Here is a 389-nt window from a genome sequence, read left to right on the forward strand (position 1 = left end):
TCAGGTAGCCGGAGGTCGAATCCGGATCGGCGTAGCCGAGCTTCTTGCCCTTGGCCGACTTGATGTCGGTGATGCCGGAGGATTTTAGCGCCAGGCCGATCGAATAGTAGCCGGTGGCGCCGTCGGTCTGCTGGGTGGTGAGGATCGGGGTGACTGCCTTCGGGTCCTTGAGAACGACGCTGGCGTAGCCGGAAGCGCCGAGTTCGGCGAAGTCGAGCGTGCCGCCCAGCAGGCCCTGGATGACGCCGTCATAGTCGGCGGCGGGGAACAGCGAGACCTTTTCGAAGCCGAATTCGGTCTTCAAGTGGTCGGCGAGGCACTGGTAGTTGCGCAGCCGGTCGGTTTCGTTTTCGCCGCCGAGAATGCCGACGCGAAATTCCTTCATGTCG

The 389-nt window shown here is 63.0% G+C and carries 1 protein-coding gene; it reads right to left on the bottom strand.

What is annotated here, in order from left to right:
• A partial coding sequence (phnD, locus tag EN935_RS40470) for a phosphate/phosphite/phosphonate ABC transporter substrate-binding protein (protein WP_127374469.1) occupies window positions 1-389 on the bottom strand: 389 nt, incomplete at both ends.

The organism is Mesorhizobium sp. M7D.F.Ca.US.004.03.1.1, from assembly GCF_003998635.1.
In the GTDB taxonomy this organism is placed as follows: Bacteria; Pseudomonadota; Alphaproteobacteria; order Rhizobiales; family Rhizobiaceae; genus Mesorhizobium; species Mesorhizobium loti.